The following is a 14,295-nucleotide window of genomic DNA, read 5'->3' on the forward strand; positions in this document are numbered from 1 at the left end:
TATGCCCGTGATAAAGCCCTATTCCGCCTCCTATACGCCGTCCCAACCCAAGTCATCGGCCGGCCGCGCCGCGGCAGCTTATTTCGCCGAATCCGCGGCGGCCCAGGCGGCCTCCCCAACAGCTTCCTTGCCGGCCAGTCCGGCGCAACAGGCGCGTCAGCAGCTGCAATCTTCTTTGCAGCAAAGCTTGGGCAAATTCATGCAGCAACTGAAAGTGACTTTGCGGCCATTGCCCAAGCGTTCGCCCGAAGTGGATGGCATGCAAAAGGAGATGTTGAAGAAGAAGGTGGACATGCTGCTGAAGATGGCGCAGATGGCGGGCCGAGACAAGGCCAGTCTGAAAGCGCTGGCGGGGGAACTGGCCCGCGCGGTCAAGGAGTTGAAACAGTTAGTGGCCAGCATGACGCAAAATGCAGCCGATTCCATGATGTCGGTGAGCGTAGGCGGCGACGTGGAGGCGGCAAGCGCGGCCGCCTCGGATGCGGCCGTGCCCGAGCCGGCGGACGCCGGCGGAGACGCGTCCGGCGCCGCGGCCCAGGTTCAGGCTCAAGCCGCCGCGGTGGAGGATGAGACGCGGCAGGCTAAGGACCAGGCGGGGGAAGCGTCCTCGGCCGCCGGCGCGCGCGGCGACGCGGCTGCCGCCAACGGCGACAAGAACGCGGGGGTTGTGGCTCGCGACGATGGCGCCGCGCCGCGGACGGGGGGCGGTAATCCGCTTTCCGGCGGCAATCCGGTGGCGGGAGACCCGGTGATCCAGGACATCATGATGAAGCTGAAGCAGCTGCAAAACTGGCTCAAGCAGCAGACGCGCCAGCTGCAAGCGGATCAGGAATTCCGGAAGATGATCAGGGAGATGGACAAGGATATGGCCGGCATCGAGAAGATGCTGGCGACTGGAGAAATAGCGGAGAACGGAGAAATGGACGTTCAGGTCCACGTTGAGGCGGAGGCCGGCGCGGGCGTGAACGTCCAGGCTTGATCAGCGGCTGCGCCAGAGCCGGCGCCCCAGCTGCCACAGCGCCCATAGCCGCGCGCCGGTGCCAAGCCAGGATTGCAGTCGTCCGCCGGGCGGCAGCAGACTGCCGAGCGTGGCCAGAATTTTTCCGAGGCCGCGCTGCCGGCTCCAGGCCTTCAAACCTTCCCCGGCTGCGCCTAGAGGATGGCGCCGCAGAGTATTCAACTCCAGGCGCAGTTTGACTCTGAGCGCTTCACCCTTCATCACCAGCAACTGTTTCTTGATGGCGCGGTCCTTTGGGTTCACGGCGCGTCTCCTCCGCCCAGAGCCGCCCAGTCCTTGCGAACTTCTTCCAAGGTGGTGGCAAAGGCCGGTCCTTGGTCGCGAAGGCGTCGGCGCAAGCTGAAGCCTAGCCAGGCGCCGGCGCCGCAGAACGACAGTGCGCAGACGGCGAGGACCCAGGCGCGCAGAGTCGGCGGAGTCAGCGTCCAGACCAGCAGCAGTCCGGCCGTCAGGCCTACGGCGATGAGAATCAGCGCCAGCATGCCGGTGAACAGGCTGCCGATGATGTCGTCTTTCAGTTCCTGGGCTTCAAGCGACAGCAACTCCGCTCGGGTCAGCAGCAGGGAAGCCACCCCGCCGGCGAAGGAGCGCAGGCTGCCGGGACGGGGCAGGGATTGGCGTTGCGGCATGCCTTAGCGGCGGGAAACCAGCATGCCCAGCAGGAAGGCGACGCCAGCGGCGATACCGATCGATTTCCAAGGGTTTTCATGCACGTATTGATCTGTCGCCTTGGCGGCGACCTTGGCCTTGCCGACCACCACTTGTTCGGCATCCAGCAACTTGGCCTTGGCCACTTTCAGTTTTTCGCTGACGCGCTGGCGGATTTCCTTGCTTTTCTGGCTGCCGTCGTCCAGCGAGGCGTCGATCAGCTCTTCGGTGCTGACCAGAACCTGGCGCACGTCATCCAGTAATTGTTCTTTTTCCTTGGCGATTGCAGCGGCATTGGACATAAAGATCTCCTGGTGAAAATGAATGGGAACTCCGCGATGGCACGGCTCTCGCGGTGCAGCAATCAAGCTGGCTACCATCAACCTATCAGGCTGGGCCAGTGACGTCAAACACTGGATTTGACCGATTTCGACTGCGTCAAATCCGGCTATAGGCTGCGTTTTCCCAATGTGGAACGCTAGGCGCGCGGAAGCGGCTGGCCGCGAACAGGCCGACGCCGCCCATAGCTAGGCCGAACCAGGCGGAGACCCAGGGGCTCCAGGGTGCTGCGGCGATCAGCAGCAGCGGCGCGGCGCTGGCCCATAGCGAATAGGCGATGTTGTAGGTGACGGCGATGCCGGACACGCGGATATCCGCGGGGAACAGACTGATCATCGCCGAAGGCACCACGCCGACGATGCCGCAGCATAAGCCGGCGATGGCGTAGGCGACGCCGGGCCAGCGCCAGCCGCCGATCAGGCTGGCGTAGAGCAGGCCAATGCCCACGGGTAGCAACAGACTGTAGAGGATCAGGCTGTGCAAAGGGCCGACACGGTCTGTAACGCGGCCGGCGATCACGCAGCCGATGTTCAGAAACACGATGCCGAGGCTGCCTAGCGCGAAGGCATCCTTGGCCGACCAGGCGAAGTGTTGCTGCAGCAAGGTGGGTGTTACCACGACCGGGATTATTACAGCCGAGGTCAGTACGCAGGTCAGCAGCGCGGCCGGCAGCAGCGTGCTCCGGTGAGAGCGTAGCACTTCCAACAGCGGGTAGGCGCGTTCCTGTCGCTGAGAGCGCAGGGACAGGAATACCGGTGTTTCATTCAGCCAGCGGCGCAGCCAGACGCCGAACAGGCCCAGCGGGCCGCCGAGCAAGAACGGAATGCGCCAAGCGTAATCCTGCATTTGCTGCGGGCTGAAGATTTCGGCCAGCAGGGTGGCGGTGAGCGCGCCCAGCAGGTAGCCCATGGTCAGGCCGGCCTGCAGCAGGCCCAACGCGTAGCCGCGGTGGCGGGCCGGAGCGTGCTCGGCGACAAAAGTCCAGGCGCTGGGCACTTCGCCGCCCACCGCCGCGCCTTGCAGCAGCCGCAGGCATAAGAGCAGCAGCGGCGCGAGATAACCGATCTGGGCGTAGGTGGGCAGCAGGCCGATCAGCAGACAGGGGCCGGCCATCATCAGCATGCTTAGGCTGAACATCCGTTTGCGGCCCAAGCGGTCCGCAAAGTGGGCCATCAGCATGCCGCCCAGCGGGCGAGCCAGATAGCCGGTGGCGAAAATGCCGAAGGTTTGCAGCAAGCGCAGCCATTCCGGCATTTGCGGCGGGAAGAACAGGTGGCTGAGCGTGGCGGCGAAGAAGGCAAAGACGATGAAGTCGTAGATTTCGAGCGCGCCGCCCAATGCGGCCAGTCCCAGGGTGCGGTAGTCGGTGCGTGAAAGTGCGGCGGCAGGCGTGGAGATGGCGTTCATGAGGGTTCGGGGGCGACGGCGGAGGAGCGGCTGGGATCGGATTCAATGCGCGCCGACGGTGGCTAGTCGGGGGGCTCGGATCTGCTTAAGGCAATGCGAATATGGCGATATGGCAAACATGCCGCCAGTTTAGCGCGTGTTGGGAAATGTGGCGATAGTCAATTGCATTTTAACGGCATAAATTACACCGGGCATGGACAAGAAAAAACCCCGGCGCTGGGCCGGGGTTGATAGAAAGGCGCTTATTCCCACTCAATTGTTAATTGATGGGCTGTATTCTTTGCTGGTCAATGGTTATGGGTGGGTATGAAAATGGCTATACCGTCAAATATACCGTCGCCAAGGAAATGTACCTATCAATATGGCTTCGCCGGCTTGCCACCTATCACCTCATGATACCTCTCTTTTATCGCAGCCTGCAGCAATGGCACCTCCGCCATTTTCAGCTGACCGGGCAATCCAAGTCCGCGATACCTCTCCAGCAATCTATCCGTCTCACCGATCAGCATCAGCATCCACGTTGCCAGCTCCAGCTGCCGGTCATCCGCCGGAAACAGGTCGCCGGCCAGCGGCTCAACGCCGCGAAACGATGCGACGATCCGCGCGCCCTGGCCGAGTGTGAGGCTTTTGCTCCGGCCCAGGTGGTCGAACGCGGCCGCGGCGCGTTCAAGGATTTCTTCGGGTGGCATGCTGGAATCCGGTTGTGGCCAGATTCCAGCATAGCTACTGCACCGCGGCTTGCTGCTTCACCCACTCTTGCAGGCCACCCAGCTTGTCGGCCGTGCGCCGGCACACCTCGTAGTTGCCGATGACCGTTTGGAGTGCGTCGTTCTCGTTCGCGCCTTCATTCAGCATTTGCAGCTGCTCCGGAGGCGTCATGAGCTGAGCCGGAGGTGTCGGGAAGCTGGCCGATGGCGGCTGCATTGTGGAGCTGCACCCAGCCAGCAGGCAGAGTGCAGTAAGCAGGGTGGGTTTCCACATACTTGGTGACCTCTTTGTTTATGGTCCGGTAGACGATTTGGGTTTGCTGTGCAGTGGCGGTAGCCGAGGCGTCGACTCTGGCGCTGACAGCATCCTGTTTCGTCTTGGTGGCCAGCGCGGCCTGAGCTTGTTTAATCTGCGCCTGGGCTGTGTCACGCGCAGCAAGTACGGCGCGGTAATGCCAGCCAGCAGCAACCAGCCCAGCGGCCAGTAGCAGAGCGGCCAGCAGCTTCCAATTCCTCAAAATCCAAATCATCATTGCCCTCCTTGTGGCTGCGCTGGCGTGTCGGTCTTCGCCTTCAGCGCGACGCCGGCGCACAGCACAGTGAAGCCCGTCAGCATGCCGCCGAGTCCAGTTGCGAATGCCACATAGTCCAGCTCCCCGGTCTTAAGCACCGTGTGCACTGTGCCCCATATAAACGTGGGAATACCGCTGCCGGCCAGTGCCGCGCCAGCCACACGGAAAGGGCAATAGCTGGTGCCGTCGTTCTCGGTCAGGCAATCCTTGATGCACTTCGTCAGAGCAGTCAGCAGCATCACGCAGCCTCCTTTTGATTTGTGGTCGCATGCACTTGTTGCATCTCATCAGCCGCGAACACGAAGCCCGGCGCGCGCGGGAATGCCTGGAAGATGAACACGGGGAAGGTGAGGGCGTGGATACCGTGGTTACGGTGCCGGTGGAACTTGCTGTGCAGCACCAGCATGTTCTGCATGCTGTCCACGAACAGCTCTGGCTTGGCCGGGTCGAAGGCGTGCCAGTCGAAGCCACGGATCTCTGCCAGCTTGCACAGCGCCCACAGTAGGGAATCCGTGGCGGCGAAGGTCTTGCCAGTCGGCTGGTCGGTCTCCAGATCCAGCACCGGCAGCTGCGTAATCTCGCCAGTGGCCACGCCCTTGACTACGCGCCAGTCGACGCCACCGGTGAACGCCCACTCGATGGCCAGGTGGTGATATTCGGCGCCTTCGGTATGGCCACTGATCGCGCATGGCAACCGGGCGGCGTGGCCGGCCTTCTTCGTCGCCCTGAACGTCGCCGACTCGGTGCGCGGCGGATGATCTGGGTAGAACACATCCTCGATCAGTGTGTCGGTGTGCTCGTGCTCATTGGCCGGCGCGGCGATGCGACTGGCAAGGTCGATCATGCGCTGGTGCTGGGGCGATACGGCCGGCATCGTCTGCATGGCATCGCCGACGCATCGGCTGCATGCTTTTTCGATGTCTAGCCCGTGTCGGCATTTTTCCATGTACTGCTCCAGAAATAACGACGCCCGCGCGCGGCGGGCATTTAGTATCGATTGGGTTTAGGAGGGGATGGCGCGCAGCGCTGCGGCGTACAACGCTTTGCGCTCGGCAAGGCCATTAGTGCCGCCGTTCACGCGCCGCGTCACTGCGGTCATGTCGCCGGCGTCGGCCAGCTGGTTGCAGCCGTTGGCGTGCCACCAGTGCGCCGCTGACATGGCGGCATGGGCTGGCAGTTCCAGCAACTCTGGATGGCCAATCAGGTCAAGACCAAGAGCGGCGCCGGCGGCCGTGTAGCCGTCTTTGCCTGTTATCTGGATCAGCCCGCGTCCGCGATAGCGCCAGCCGTCGCCGCTTGCCGGCGCGCCATTGCCCATCCGAGATGCGTAGACGATGTTGGCGATGACCTGCGGCTTGCGCGCACACGCCGCTGCGGTTGTGGCCGTGAAGCGGTTCGGCCAAGTTGCCAGCAGGCCAGCCGCCGAGTAGTTGAGGTTTTCAACTACAGCGGAAAGCGCGCCGCTTTCAACACCGATAGTCGCCAGGAAGCAGGCCATTCGGTTGCGGGTGTTGATCTGGAACTTGTCGCAGGCCGCTTGTAGGTGCGGCAGCCACTGGGCTGCGCGCCCTACGGTGGCGCCGGTGCCGGCGGCGGCGATCGCGGTTGTCAGCTGCATGTCAGCCTCTTAAAAGTAAAAACCCGGCTCTGGGCCGGGCTTGTTGGTTGGCGTTGTGGAAAGGTCAGGCTGGAGGCGTCACGCCGTAATGGGCGGCGATGCCGCCGATTACTGCGGCGAGCGCTAACTCAAGGAGCTTGAACAGCACCTTTTTTGCGTCTTGGCCCTGCTCGGTCTGGCGCTCAACGATGATTGCGGCCAGGGTGTCATGCTTCTTCCACAGCGTGGCGATGCTGTCCTTATGGGCTGCAACATCCTTCTCTAGCAGACTGATTCGCTCATTGCTTTCGACCAGCTTCTCGTAGCTCTCAGCCATCCGCCTGATGTCATCAGCCATCTGCACAGAAGTTCGCTGAAAGCCCTGAAAACGCTCATCAAGCCTGGCTACTGTTACCTCAAGCGGTTCGGCGGCCGGGTGCGGCATGGTTTGCCCTTCTTGTTTGGCATGAAGAAGCCCGCGCGCGGCGGGCATAAAAATGAAGAGCCGCATGCGGCCCCGGACTTAATGTGTTACTCGACCTCTTGCGCGCATGCCGGCACAGCCGGCCAGGTAATCGATGCAGGGAAGCCCTTTTGCGCCGGAACATCTCGCAGTGCTTGGCGGTAGGTTTGCAACTCTTTGAACTGGTCTGCGCTAAGCGTAGTTGCGGTACCGATTTCCAACTGATCTCGGTGGCGCTGGACCAGCCATTGTGTATTCACAAGCAGCAGGTCTCGCTGCGTCCTCGACTTGTCGGAGAGCTGGGCAGTGGTCAGTGGCGGCGGATCAACAGACAGCGGCTTACCGTCCTCGCCGGCTCGTATCACCTTGCCGGCGGATTGCGCAGAAAGCAGGGCTGCATGCTCTTCGGTCGTGATTTCGACGGCGTCGGAAGGGATTGCCTCACCGTGAATGACAGGGTCGTAGAAACCGCCAGTAGATTTTGAGTAGTACATAGCTTTCCTCTTAATTTCCTATGGCGAAGTAGCGATAAAGATTTCCTGCCGATGCGCAGTACACCGTTACAGTAGATGTAGAAGCGAATGATGCACCGAAGGCAACTCTGCCGTTCCCGCTATCTGTCACGTAGACTTGGAGTCCCGCGTTCGGGAATGTGAGTGGCAATGTCAGCGTATCGGTTGAGGCAGTGGAGTTCCTAGACCCCCACTGAACAATCAAGCCATTTGGCAACTTCTGGTAGCCATTGCCGGCGAGCGACGAACCGAAGTCTGCATTCTGTGAAAGCCCGGCAGTAGAACTGATAACTTGCCACTGAGTCCCGGAGACTACAACGATTGTGCATGATTGCCCTGCATTAACGGCCAGAGATGATATGGAACCTGCCATAGACAGAGTTACCCCGGACCCAGCTGAAATGGTACCGGTCGAGGACGTTGAATACAGAGTGCATGCCGCTCCATTTATCAAACCTAGGCTTGACGGTGTTGGAAGCGTCAATGTGTAGTTACCAGAAAACGCGAGTGCGGTTCCAATATCTGATACAGATAGATTCCTAGATGCAGCTATTGTGCCGAAATTTGAGAAACTTCCGAGCGCCCGTTGCACAAACGCCGTCGTAGAAAACTTCAGGCCGTTATCGAACTGCGGCGCAGTGGTGCCGATGGCCAGTGCCAACTGTCCGAGCGCAACGGCATGCTGGCTCTGCGTCGCGTTTGCTACGATGATTGGATTGAATTGATACAGGCCAGATCCAGAAATGCACTCAAACTCGGAGCTACCACTAGAACGAATCAGCACGTCGCCGCCTGGCTGAATTGTGATCGAAGAATAAGTCGACGAGCCGATTCTCAAAACGTCGGGCCACGGCCAAGATGATGTTGCTAGATTGATGCTAACGGTTACAGCAGAAGTCCCTTCATTAAAAAAATGAAAAGATGTCTCTACTGGCAGAGTGTTTCCAACTGGTAGTTGTATTGTTCCTGATGAAGAGCCAAGCCATTGAACATCTGTGTTGTACGAAACAGCGCCCGATGTTAGGGCTGTGCCTGCGCTGTAACTGAGAAAAGTTCTTTTCAAGCCAGTAATGGACGAATTTAATTGCCCAAAATTTACGGCATGTCCACTTTGAGTGGCGTTCGGCACAGTCTGCGGCTGGGAAAATATATTCGGCAAGTTCAAACCAGCTGCATTTATCAGGCTGGTAGGAATGAACGGCGCATTCGCATATAGAGATATATTCGACGTTGTGATCTGCGCCTGTCCGTAAGCAACAGTGACCACGTACAGGCCTATATATCCCGAATCAGGTGCCGGTGTTTGCTGGCTGCCTGTTGCAGCAGCGATTCCTGCCTTGGCCTGAACCACTGCCACACCCTTGCGTGCGGTGTATTGTGTCTGACCAGTGTTGTCCGGGCCGCTCCACGGCTGCGATGGGTTTGAGCTGTTGTAGTAGGGCAATGCTACAGCATTGGCATCTTGGTCTTGGTATGTGGCCTGTACCAGGTAGTTGACAGAGTATCCACTTGTTCCAGGCGCGGTTAACGTAAGCAGTTGTGGGTCCAGCGCTATACCTTGCTTCAGAACCGCGTGTGTCGTGTCAGCCGCCAGAGAGCTGTAGGCGGTGGCATCAATGTTCGCCATACCGTAAATCTCGCCAGCAGCTACATTGACCTGCAACGATGCCGGCGCGGTAGGAGTGACGGCAAACCCGTTGGCTATTGTGCTGGTACCGAGGACCGCGGCAGAAAGCTTGGATAGCGCGATCATCATGTTTTTGTTGGTATTGAGGATGTCCGTCTCGAGCGGGATGGCCCCTGGGTAAACGATCTGGCGGTCCATGTAGGCTCCAAAAGAAAAGGGCCACAAAGTGGCCCTTGATTACGTGAATCGGTGAGTTTTTAGCCCAAAATGCGCATCCAGACTTGCGTACTGATAGGACGAACCGCCTCAACTGCCGCGAAAAGATCGGCATCGGTAACGGCTGCAAGTTGAGATAGAGAAGCGTAGTCGGCGCGAGAGCCTTGGTTATATCCTCCGACTGAAGATCCGTAGCCGGCGATGTATGGGAAGCCCTGGTTAAGAGGCCTATAGGCTGTCACGAAGGCTTGATAAGGCATGACTAGCGATCCGTAGCCACCGGCCATGCCGTAGCCGATTGACTGGCCGACGCCATAGGCGCCGGTGTCCGCCGGCCGCCTCGGTTCAAAGATGAGCGGCGTGCGACCAGTGATATCGGTCAGCACCTTGGTGATCGCGTAGCGCGTACCGCGCTCGCGCACCAGGTTAATCAGGATCCGGTTGCGGTAGCTCGCGTCGGAAGCGCCAGTTCCTCTCGGCAGGCTAGATCCAAAAAAGTCCATCGCGATCAGATCAAGCCATCCACCAGTTCCTGTTTTGATGCGGGTTTGCAGTTTTGCGAAAAGGTATAGTGAGAATGACCATGCTAGCGCTTGCGCTGCGCCCCACAGTAATGCATCAAGTACAGGGTTGTTATCGTTGAACCACGGCGGTAGTAGCGACTTAAGTCGCACGAACATATCCTGCTGGTCACCAGTTGTCATATCAACTCACATTAATAGTCCCGGCCCTGATAACCTGCCGGCTAGTGGCGGATAAATCAGAGGTGCCGGCGTTTAGGGTGACGGACGAAACATTCTGCACATATGGACTCGCTCCATATGCCACGGCAGCCAGCTGTGTGAATGGCAGGAGTTGCCCAAGCGTCAGCCCTGCTATATATGTCTGCAGAGCGGTTGTGGCCAAGGCTACAACGGTAGGCTTTGAAACCGATGAATCGACGGTTAGCGTCATTGAGACGTTCGCGGTAACGATCTGAGGTCCAAACACGCCATATGTCACAGTGAATGGGCGGACTGCTTCAATTGCATTGGCAGCAGATGATAGGAATGTGCTTGAAGGGTTTCCGCTTCCGTCATCAATCACTGCTGTAAAATAGCCTACGACCGTTGCTCCGTTGATATCTTTGTTCTCGGTTAACGTGTAGCTAACACCTTGTTGCAGGCTCATAATCGCAGAACCTATTGCGGCCTTGGTGGATTTAGACAGAGATGCAATCCACAGGACAAAACGGCTTCTGAAGGCATCGTCCGACTCTTCATCAATCCCATTCACAAATGCGCCAGAGTTGTTTACGGTGTCTATCCCACTGATTGACCCAACAATCACGGTGATCGTGCCAACTTGAGCATTTCCAGCACTGCCAGCGGTATTTGCTGTGACAGGAACAGTAGCTGATGAAGTTCCAGATGGAACTAGATATCCGTTGAGATTGGCGTTATATAGCGCGTTGGTTGTATCTATGGTCACTGAGTACTGCTGCGATCCGTCAGATGACGCAACGACAGATCCGATAGAAATAAGGGCAGAGTTGGTTGCGGTAAACCTTGAAAATGTCACCACCCCAGTTGCCTGAACTGCGGACAGACGGTAAAAACTGAAGTCAGCCATCCAGCTATCAAGGTCGGCTCCAGAAGAGGTCGCAGCGCGTGTTGTGGCCAGCAGGTTCACAATCAACTGTTGGATCCACTGAACAACACTGGCGTTTGATTCGACTATCGCTCTTGTCAGGGCGCCAATCGAGAAATCGACCAATCCGGCTGCTCTAGCTTGAATGGCTGTGACCTGATCTCGAACCAGGGTAGAGAAGTCTTTTATATTCAGATCCATTTCAGCTCACATCGAAGTAGAGTGTGGTTGGCTCACCGCTGGGCGCGTCTGTGTACGCAATCCCAACGGCAAGCGTGCCGTCTGGGCTCGAAGACACAGTGATGGTTGGTGCAGGGTTTCTGGCTACGCATTCCTCTAGTGCCATCTGGCCTCGAATGAGGCCGACAATTTGCGGGATGTTGATGACTGCGCCAACAAACCGGCCAAGGCCAGCGCCATAGTCTGGGTGGAACAGATAGTCGCCCGGGTTGGTGAGTAGGCGCCTCAGAACCCTCTGTTTGCCTCGGTCTAGTCCATTAACCGGAGAAAGGTCTCCGGTTGGCGACAGCGCCAGGTCGTTGCCGATGAAGTGGTTTATGTCGTTCATTGCGCCACCCCAGTAATTCCGCCGCCGGTTTGCACTCCACCGTGCTTATGGCCTTTCAGGCTGATGCTGTCCGCCGTGACATCTCCGCCACTTACCACCATGTTGCCGTTCACAGAGGCACCAGATCCGCCAGAAATGGCCATGCCTCCTTGGCCGGTTATCTGCTGTGTGACTTGAAGTGTGTTATCCATCTGCACCGGGCCGACGAAGTGATGCTGTGCAGCCGTGTAGCTGATGGTAGCTGGCGCCACGACTTCAATTGATCCGTTGTTGTGGAACTTCAGGAGCGATCCGGAACTATGCTTGATCCAAATCTCGCCTGCTGGCGGACCGATAGGAGTGTTAACGTCGTTGAAGTGTCTTGACACCACTGACGCTAGCTGGAAGTCACCACCCTCAAACGAAACCGTCACCTCATCACCAAGTTGCGGTCCGACCGCAATGCCCCATCCGTTGCCAACTCCGGCGGCGTCCAGTTGAATCCATCCAGTAATGAATCCCTCCGGCTGTATTTCCACTTTCACCGCGTAGTTGCTTGGGTCGTAGCCCGATATGGTCCCTTTGCGATTCGGCGAGTTGCTGTCATCCATCTTGGCCTGCATGGCCTGGATCATTCGTTGGACGCTCATGGCAGTATCATCGAGTTAGGGTTATGGTTTTTGGCCGTCAGCGACATGGAATAGCCGCTATCAAAGCTGAATGAACGCCGCACGGAATCTACGAAGTACAGCTGATCAAATGGCGATGCCGTGCCTTCCACCCTGACTATGGTGCTGGGCATCAGGATGTTGTCACCAGGCAGTGAACAACTCATTCGCATCTCGTGATCGGTGATCTGCTTGTGGGTTTGCTGCGCCAGCTTCATCGCAGCGTCTCGCGTTAGCCCGCTGCGAACGATGCTATATACCTGCCGCTTGGCTGTTGCCTGCCCCGGCGTGATGCCCTTGGCCGTGTTCTGTGGATAGGAAACGGTGAATGCCTTTCCCTTTGTCCAACTGCGGATCTGTACGGTGACGCCTTTGGCAAGCGTAAGGTCGCGCTCAAATTTCAAATCGTCAGAGCAGTTGGCTTGCGCTGGGTGGCTTTGGTTTGGCTGCACCCAGCGGATCACATAGGTGCCGTCGAAGTTCATGCCGGCAGCGATCTGCTTTTCCAGTGCAGCTTTTGGCCCGTCTGTTTCTGCATGCGCGTCCGACTGCACTTTGCCGGCTTGTTGGTTCAGCGCCGCGGCTTGGTTGAGCAGGGAATCTGCTTGCGTCTTATTGCCAGCAGCGCGTGCTTTATCGCTTTGCGTCACCAGATCCATGGCCTGATTGTTCAGCGCCATGCTCTTGGACGCGGCCTGGTCGCGTTTCTTGTTGACTGCCTCAAGCTGTGACTTCAGTTGATTGATGTCCTTTGGCGTCGGCTTGGTTGTGGGCTCAAAGTGCAGATCGTTGCCCTTGACGTAGACCTGATAGCCTTCCACGCCGGCCAGGTAGGACAGCAAATCCCATTCGCTGCGCTCGTCCTTCATTTGGACGTGGTCGATCTTGTAGATCGTGCCTGCCAGTGTTTTGGTGGGCACGACCACCGGCCGAAGCCCGTGGCGTTTGGCTAATGTGGTCGCGATTTGGCTGGCGGTCTGGTTGGCAAACTTCTCAGCCGTCTTCACATCGATCAACTTGGCGGTGTAGTCCCTGCCTTCCACGCTTACGGTATAGCGGGCGGGGTTAAAGCTCCAGCGATCCACCCCGCCGATGATGAGAGTTTCCCAGTCGGTGGTCTGTTTGCTTAGAATGCCAACGCTGATCTGCACCTCGATGCTTGTTTGGTTCGCCCACCAGTTCAGCAGCCCCATACTCTTCGGCAAAGCCGATATCGCCAGTTCGGCAGAAAACGTGTCCGCGCTATAGAACGAGTTCGAATCCACCTCGAACGAGACAAACGGCACTTCAACCCCATTCAAAAGAAAACGCCCGACAATTTGCCTGGCGTTCGGGGTAATCACAGGGTTGTTCAGGTCCATTAGAGGCCTCGTGGTATCTTGATCTCTTGTATCCCAGTGACTTTGGGGTCAGTGACGCTATTGGCCGACGCGATTCCGGTCCATTTGGATTGATCACCATAGGCATCAGCCGCCAGGCGCTGCAAGCTCGTGTTGCTGGTCACAACGCTGGCTGTGCCGTTGGCGAGCGGGCCGGCCAGCACGTTCTTTTGCAGGCGACCTAGCACGGCTTGCATCTGGTAGAGCCCAGGCAACTGCGTGTAGGCCTCCACCTGGCGAAGTACGTTGGTTGCAGCCTTGGACACTGGGTTACCGGGGATAAGGCCGCCGAGGGTGGTGATGTCGGCGATGGCTGCATTCACCTGAGCTATCGTCGCGTTCACAATCTTCTGAGCAGCAATGATGGGCCGGATGATGGTTTGCACCGCCGATACCGTAGCGTTGGCGATGTCTTGCACCTGAGACACAGCGGTTTGCACCGCGGTTACCGCATCCGTCACGGCCTGGACGTTGATGATCGACGACAGACCTAGCGCCTCGCCAATATCGCTGTTTATCAGAGCATCAAGCGACCCCGTCAGTGCATCAAGCGCGCTCACGGCATCCTGCCTAGCGATGATTGTCAGCTCGATGGAGTAGGGGCGTCGGTAGGTGTGCTGGAAGTCTGACGAAAAGCCGGTAATCACCACGCTGAAAGAGTAATCCTCCAGCGTGAAAGTCACAGGCATGCCGGCGTCGCGCATGTCCTCAATGGCCTTGGTGCGGTCCGGCGCCGAAGTGCCGACCATCCAGCCTGTCCATGTCAGGTTGTCAAAGTCAGTGCCGAGGACATCAACCACGCGCTTGCCGCCGACCAGCTTGTGCACCGCGACCTGTTGCTTGGCGCCGATCTTGATCGACTCAGGAACCTCAAACCCTTGGAACTCGAAGCTACCCAGTGTCAGCCGGGTTGCGAACGGGTCGCCGCCTGGGGCGAAGCTGGGTAGGCTGTCGAGAATGCTCAAT

General features: G+C 58.4%; 20 protein-coding genes. 1 reads left to right on the forward strand and 19 read right to left on the reverse strand.

The window, feature by feature from the left end; genetic code table 11:
* The first annotated feature begins 1 nt into the window (after position 1).
* On the forward strand, positions 2 to 979 hold the full coding sequence (locus GYH29_RS04750; RefSeq protein ID WP_161523233.1) for a hypothetical protein: 978 nt from the start codon (positions 2 to 4) through the stop codon (positions 977 to 979).
* Here GYH29_RS04750 and GYH29_RS04755 read toward each other — a convergent pair whose 3' ends face one another.
* From GYH29_RS04755 to GYH29_RS04840, 19 genes are all read right to left on the reverse strand, one after another.
* Positions 980 to 1,261, reverse strand: a complete 282-nt coding sequence (locus tag GYH29_RS04755) for a hypothetical protein (protein WP_081575379.1) — start codon at positions 1,259 to 1,261, stop codon at positions 980 to 982.
* On the reverse strand, positions 1,258 to 1,647 hold the full coding sequence (locus GYH29_RS04760) for a phage holin family protein (RefSeq protein WP_043591881.1): 390 nt from the start codon (positions 1,645 to 1,647) through the stop codon (positions 1,258 to 1,260). Before GYH29_RS04760 ends, GYH29_RS04755 begins: the two co-directional genes overlap by 4 nt.
* A 3-nt stretch (positions 1,648 to 1,650) precedes the next feature.
* Positions 1,651 to 1,968: a DUF883 family protein gene (locus GYH29_RS04765; protein WP_019103538.1), complete on the reverse strand. Its 318-nt coding sequence runs from the start codon at positions 1,966 to 1,968 to the stop codon at positions 1,651 to 1,653.
* 136 nt (positions 1,969 to 2,104) lie between these two features.
* Positions 2,105 to 3,412, reverse strand: a complete 1,308-nt coding sequence (locus tag GYH29_RS04770) for an MFS transporter (protein WP_081575380.1) — start codon at positions 3,410 to 3,412, stop codon at positions 2,105 to 2,107.
* Between the two features lie 356 nt (positions 3,413 to 3,768).
* A complete protein-coding gene (locus GYH29_RS04775; protein WP_161523234.1) occupies positions 3,769 to 4,101 on the reverse strand; it encodes a hypothetical protein in 333 nt (110 codons plus the stop codon).
* Positions 4,102 to 4,135: 34 nt separating this feature from the next.
* Positions 4,136 to 4,267, reverse strand: coding sequence for a hypothetical protein (locus tag GYH29_RS24980; protein ID WP_269473796.1), 132 nt, complete (start codon positions 4,265 to 4,267; stop codon positions 4,136 to 4,138).
* Complete coding sequence (locus GYH29_RS04780) at positions 4,257 to 4,652, reverse strand: hypothetical protein (protein ID WP_161523235.1); 396 nt, start codon at positions 4,650 to 4,652, stop codon at positions 4,257 to 4,259. Before GYH29_RS04780 ends, GYH29_RS24980 begins: the two co-directional genes overlap by 11 nt.
* Positions 4,649 to 4,930, reverse strand: coding sequence for a hypothetical protein (locus GYH29_RS04785; RefSeq protein ID WP_161523236.1), 282 nt, complete (start codon positions 4,928 to 4,930; stop codon positions 4,649 to 4,651). The genes GYH29_RS04780 and GYH29_RS04785 overlap by 4 nt, the downstream gene beginning before the upstream one ends.
* Positions 4,930 to 5,637, reverse strand: a complete 708-nt coding sequence (locus tag GYH29_RS04790) for a hypothetical protein (RefSeq protein ID WP_161523237.1) — start codon at positions 5,635 to 5,637, stop codon at positions 4,930 to 4,932. Before GYH29_RS04790 ends, GYH29_RS04785 begins: the two co-directional genes overlap by 1 nt.
* Before the next feature lie 57 nt (positions 5,638 to 5,694).
* A complete protein-coding gene (locus GYH29_RS04795; protein ID WP_161523238.1) occupies positions 5,695 to 6,309 on the reverse strand; it encodes a glycoside hydrolase family 19 protein in 615 nt (204 codons plus the stop codon).
* A 64-nt stretch (positions 6,310 to 6,373) separates the two neighbouring features.
* Positions 6,374 to 6,799 carry a hypothetical protein gene (locus tag GYH29_RS04800; RefSeq protein ID WP_161523239.1) on the reverse strand — a complete coding sequence of 142 codons (426 nt, stop codon included), beginning with the start codon at positions 6,797 to 6,799 and terminating at the stop codon, positions 6,374 to 6,376.
* A gap of 20 nt (positions 6,800 to 6,819) precedes the next feature.
* Positions 6,820 to 7,245 carry a phage tail assembly chaperone gene (locus GYH29_RS04805; protein WP_161523240.1) on the reverse strand — a complete coding sequence of 142 codons (426 nt, stop codon included), beginning with the start codon at positions 7,243 to 7,245 and terminating at the stop codon, positions 6,820 to 6,822.
* A gap of 10 nt (positions 7,246 to 7,255) precedes the next feature.
* Positions 7,256 to 9,088, reverse strand: coding sequence for a gp53-like domain-containing protein (locus tag GYH29_RS04810; protein WP_161523241.1), 1,833 nt, complete (start codon positions 9,086 to 9,088; stop codon positions 7,256 to 7,258).
* Positions 9,089 to 9,147: 59 nt separating this feature from the next.
* Positions 9,148 to 9,810: a hypothetical protein gene (locus tag GYH29_RS04815; protein ID WP_161523242.1), complete on the reverse strand. Its 663-nt coding sequence runs from the start codon at positions 9,808 to 9,810 to the stop codon at positions 9,148 to 9,150.
* A 1-nt stretch (position 9,811) separates the two neighbouring features.
* Complete coding sequence (locus tag GYH29_RS04820; protein WP_161523243.1) at positions 9,812 to 10,936, reverse strand: baseplate J/gp47 family protein; 1,125 nt, start codon at positions 10,934 to 10,936, stop codon at positions 9,812 to 9,814.
* Between the two features lies 1 nt (position 10,937).
* A complete protein-coding gene (locus GYH29_RS04825; protein ID WP_161523244.1) occupies positions 10,938 to 11,303 on the reverse strand; it encodes a phage tail protein in 366 nt (121 codons plus the stop codon).
* Positions 11,300 to 11,932: a phage baseplate assembly protein V gene (locus GYH29_RS04830; RefSeq protein ID WP_161523245.1), complete on the reverse strand. Its 633-nt coding sequence runs from the start codon at positions 11,930 to 11,932 to the stop codon at positions 11,300 to 11,302. Before GYH29_RS04830 ends, GYH29_RS04825 begins: the two co-directional genes overlap by 4 nt.
* Entirely contained in the window at positions 11,929 to 13,311 is a 1,383-nt protein-coding gene (locus GYH29_RS04835; protein WP_161523246.1) for a rhs element Vgr protein, read from the reverse strand. Before GYH29_RS04835 ends, GYH29_RS04830 begins: the two co-directional genes overlap by 4 nt.
* Positions 13,311 to 14,294, reverse strand: a complete 984-nt coding sequence (locus GYH29_RS04840; RefSeq protein WP_161523247.1) for a hypothetical protein — start codon at positions 14,292 to 14,294, stop codon at positions 13,311 to 13,313. The genes GYH29_RS04835 and GYH29_RS04840 overlap by 1 nt, the downstream gene beginning before the upstream one ends.
* Position 14,295 lies beyond the last annotated feature (1 nt).

Origin of the sequence: Chromobacterium haemolyticum, assembly GCF_009936155.1 — a bacterium.
GTDB lineage: Bacteria > Pseudomonadota > Gammaproteobacteria > Burkholderiales > Chromobacteriaceae > Chromobacterium > Chromobacterium haemolyticum.